This window comes from Altericroceibacterium xinjiangense, assembly GCF_003958635.1.
Taxonomy (GTDB): domain Bacteria; phylum Pseudomonadota; class Alphaproteobacteria; order Sphingomonadales; family Sphingomonadaceae; genus Altericroceibacterium_A; species Altericroceibacterium_A xinjiangense.
This window is the reverse complement of sequence record NZ_RSEK01000059.1, coordinates 1-2,357: the sequence shown is the minus strand read 5'-3', so window position 1 is coordinate 2,357 and position 2,357 is coordinate 1. Positions and strand designations below refer to the sequence as shown.

4 protein-coding genes and 1 pseudogene are annotated in these 2,357 nt (G+C 61.9%); 4 read left to right on the top strand and 1 reads right to left on the bottom strand.

Annotation, left to right across the window (positions count from 1 at the left end; genetic code table 11):
* Positions 1-15: 15 nt before the first annotated feature.
* A complete protein-coding gene (locus ELY13_RS14875) occupies positions 16-546 on the bottom strand; it encodes an IS6 family transposase (RefSeq protein ID WP_126174652.1) in 531 nt (176 codons plus the stop codon).
* A gap of 167 nt (positions 547-713) precedes the next feature.
* Between ELY13_RS14875 and ELY13_RS14870 the strand changes: the two genes are divergently transcribed.
* From ELY13_RS14870 to ELY13_RS14855, 4 genes and pseudogenes are all read left to right on the top strand, one after another.
* The gene (locus ELY13_RS14870; RefSeq protein WP_126174651.1) at positions 714-947 is read left to right on the top strand and encodes a type II toxin-antitoxin system Phd/YefM family antitoxin; all 234 of its coding nucleotides are present in this window, start codon (positions 714-716) and stop codon (positions 945-947) included.
* The gene (locus tag ELY13_RS14865) at positions 944-1,330 is read left to right on the top strand and encodes a type II toxin-antitoxin system VapC family toxin (RefSeq protein ID WP_126174650.1); all 387 of its coding nucleotides are present in this window, start codon (positions 944-946) and stop codon (positions 1,328-1,330) included. The genes ELY13_RS14870 and ELY13_RS14865 overlap by 4 nt, the downstream gene beginning before the upstream one ends.
* Before the next feature lie 138 nt (positions 1,331-1,468).
* A pseudogene (locus ELY13_RS15500) lies at positions 1,469-1,653 on the top strand (IS6 family transposase); the annotation flags it as partial.
* 62 nt (positions 1,654-1,715) lie between these two features.
* The coding region (locus ELY13_RS14855; protein ID WP_126174649.1) for an IS6 family transposase at positions 1,716-2,357 on the top strand (642 nt) is incomplete at its 3' end.

Genomic DNA, 2,357 nt, shown 5'->3' with positions numbered 1-2,357 from the left:
TCGGCGAGCGCTTCATCAGAGCCATGGCGGCGTAATATTCAAACCGCCCGCCACACACGAAATTCCTGACAGTCCCCCGGGCTTGTGGAGGGCCTTGCAGCCGAGCTCCTTCATCGCCGCTCCGTATGAAGCCAGCCCGTCGGTCACGATTGCATCCGGCACGAAGCCCTGGTTCTTCAGAAGTTTCTTGAGCAGCTTCAGTGCCGCCGCCTTGTTGCGCCGTTTCTGCACGAGCATGTCCAGCACCTCGCCTTCCTTGTCGACGGCCCGCCACATGAACATCCGCTTGCCGCGGATCCGGACGACCATTTCGTCGAGATGCCAGACGTTGTCGGCACGTCCGCGACGCTTGCGAATGTTGGCGGCGATGGCGGGACCGAACTTGTTCGCCCAGCAGCGGACCGTCTCGTAGGTGGTACCGATCCCGCGCTCGGCGAGCATTTCCTCGACGTCGCGCAAGCTCGTGGTGAACCGGTAACAGAGCCAAACCGCCAGCCGGATCGCGTCCGGCGGAAAGCGGTGGCGCTTGAACGAAATGGGCTGCATGCTCGTCTCTCTATCCGACTCGATGCCGTTGACAGAGACTGGTTAGCGTTAGACTGACGCACCTTTTGATGAGCGGCAGCTCGCCAATACGCGTCCACACAATCCGGAAAGCACGGTTCTTGCGCGACCCGGTTGGCTTAGCTATATACTTGGCTAAGGAGGTGCCCATGGCCCAGTTCTCGGTTCACGATGCCAAGACCAACCTGTCCCGCCTGATCGCCGATGCACTCGCGGGCGGCGAAGTGGTGATCGCGCGCGGCAACGTGCCGGTCGTGCGTCTGGTGCCAGTTGCCTCGCGCGGGCGTCGGCGGTTCGGGGCGCTCAAGGGCAAGATCGCAATGGATGCAGGCTTCGACGAGCCGCTGCCCGAGGACGAACTGGACGGATGGAATCTGGCTTGAGGCTGCTGCTTGATACCCACGCGCTGATCTGGTGGCTTGCTGGTGACGATGCGCTGAGCCGCCGCGCCCGCGAGGCTATTGCCGACGAAGACAACGCCGTCGCGGTCAGCGCCGCTTCGGCCATGGAGGTCACCACCAAGTTCCGCATCGGCAAGCTGCCTGAAGCGGCGCTGCTCGCACAAGACTTCGAGGGCATCATTGCCGAGCAAGGCTTCGACGAACTGGCGATCAGCGTCCACCATGCCCGGCTCGCGGGGGAAATGAAGATCTCCCACAAGGACCCGTTTGACCGCTTGCTGATCGCCCAAGCGCAGGCCGAGGACATGGTACTGGTATCAAACGAGGCGCTGTTCGACGGGTTCGCGGTGAAGCGCCTCTGGTAGCGCTCGCCTGCTCTCTCGTGCCGAGCCGCAGCGATTGCTTGAGGATCAGCGGACGACGGGGCACTGTCAGAGGGAATGGTACTGTCAGAGCAACTGCACCGGATGGTGATCGGCTGTATGGCAGGGTAGGACCGCGGCATGCCTCGCCCTCGCAAACCAGCTAATCCGTTCCGGTATTTTCACTCCTCGCCGGAGGTCATCCGCCTGGTGGTGATGCTGTATGTCCGCTTCCGCTCAGCTTGCGGAACGTCGAAGACCTCCTGTTCGAGCGAGGGATCGATGTCTGTCACGAGACGGTGCGGCTCTGGTGGAACCGCTTCGGTCGGCACTGTCAGAGGGAATGCACCGGATAGTGATCAGGTGCACGAGGGGGTAGGGCAGGGGCATGCCTCGCCCTCGCAAAGCCGCCAATCCGTTCCGGTATTTCCACTCCTCGCCCGAGGTAATCCGCCTCGTGGTCATGATATACGTCCGTTATCCGCTTTCGTTGCGAAACGTGGAAGATCTCCTGTTCGAGCGCGGCATCGACATCTGTCACGAAACGGTGCGGCATTGGTGGAACAGGTTTGGTCCGATGTTTGCGGCGGGCATCCGCCGGCAGCGTATCTCCCGGATGCGCGACTTTCGGCACTGGCGTTGGCACTTGGACGAAATGTACGTCCGTGTGAACGGCGAGATGGTCTACCTCTGGCGTGCCGTGGACCACGAGGGCGAAGTCCTCGAAAGCTACGTTACCCGGACCCGCGATAAGGCGGCCGCTCTGCGGTTCATGCGCAAGACGCTGAAGCGCCACGGCAAGGTGGAAGCGATTACGACCGACGGCCTTCGCTCCTACAAAGCAGCCCTGACGCAGCTCGGGTGTCAGCAAAAGCAGGAGACCGGCCGCTGGGCGAACAACCGGGCCGAGAACTCGCATCTACCATTTCGACGACGAGAGCGAGCGATGCTCAGGTTCAGGCGAATGAAGTCACTTCAGAAGTTTGCTTCCGTCCACGCCTCTTTCGCCAACCACTTCAACTCCGAACGC

What these genes read in the sequence shown, in the direction of transcription:
- ELY13_RS14875 (WP_126174652.1), bottom strand. Translation starts at nt 546, where the DNA reads ATGCAGCCCATTTCGTTCAAGCGCCACCGCTTTCCGCCGGACGCGATC.
- ELY13_RS14870 (WP_126174651.1), top strand. Translation starts at nt 714, where the DNA reads ATGGCCCAGTTCTCGGTTCACGATGCCAAGACCAACCTGTCCCGCCTG.